General features: G+C 68.7%; 1 protein-coding gene. It reads left to right on the top strand.

The window, feature by feature from the left end; translation table 11 throughout:
- Window positions 1-1234, top strand: a 1234-nt coding sequence (locus ACWEH3_RS36170) for an amino acid adenylation domain-containing protein (protein WP_452358519.1), incomplete at both ends; no start/stop codon positions are given.

Below are 1234 nucleotides of genomic sequence, written 5' to 3'. Positions count from 1 at the left end.
CGGCCACCGGGACGCAGCTCACCTACGCCGAATTCGCCTCGCGGGTGTGGCGGTTGGCGCGTCGGCTCATCGAGGCGGGTGTGGGTCCGGAGACGTTGGTCGCCTTGGGCCTGCGCCGCTCGGTGGACTTGGTCGTGGCCGCTTACGCGGTGCATGCGGCGGGTGGCGGCTATGTGCCGCTGGATCTCGACCAGCCGGCCGATCGCGTGCACTACGTGCTCGACTCGGCCGACCCGGTCTGCGTGCTGACTACCGCGCGCGACGGTTTCGACGGCGCGGGCCGCGCGACGCTGCGCATCGACGAGCTGGAGTTGTCCGGTTACGCGGACGACCCGGTCACCGACGCCGAGCGCGTCGCGCCGCTGCGCCCGCAGCACCCGGCGTACGTGATCTTCACCTCCGGCTCCACCGGCCGCCCCAAGGGCGTCGCCGTGCCGCACGCCGCGGTCGTCAACCAGATCCGCTGGATCACCGGCGAATACGGCATCGACGCCGACGACGTGGTGCTGTTCAAGACCCCCGCCACCTTCGACGTGTCGGTGTGGGAACTGTTCGGCCCGTTGAGCGCCGGTGGACGGATCGTGGTGGCGAGCCCGGACGGGCACCGCGACCCGCAGTACCTGGCCGAGGTGATCGCGGCCGAGCGGGTCACGATGACCTCGTTCGTGCCGTCGATGCTGACCGTTTTTTCCAGGAGTGTCGATGTCGCGTCGATTTCCTCGCTGCGGGCGCTGTTGGTCGCTGGTGAGGCGTTCACTTCAGATGCTGTCGAGGCATTCCGGCGGGTGAGCGATGCCGCGCTGTTCAACTTGTACGGACCCACCGAGTTCACCGTGCACGCGACGCACGCGCCCGTAGCCGAGCAGGTGGACGGGGCGGTGCCGATCGGTCTGCCGGTGTGGAACACGCAGGCGTACGTGTTGGATTCGCGTCTGCACCCGGTGCCTAAGGGTGTGGTGGGTGAGCTGTATCTGGCGGGTGTGCAACTGGCGCGCGGCTATGTCGCGCGTGCGGATTTGACCTCGGATCGGTTTGTGGCCAACCCGTACGGCGCGCCAGGTGCTCGGATGTACCGCACCGGTGACCTGGTGCGTCGGGCAACCGACGGGCCGATCGTGTATCTGGGTCGTACCGATTTCCAGGTGAAGGTGCGTGGTCTGCGCATCGAGCTGGGCGAGATCGAGTCGGCGCTGACGGCGCTGGAGTCGGTGGCGCAGGCGGTGGTCGTGGTGCG

Source organism: Nocardia sp. NPDC004718, from assembly GCF_053601535.1.
The sequence above is the reverse complement of the archived record's forward strand: the minus strand, read 5'-3'. Positions and strand labels throughout refer to the sequence as shown.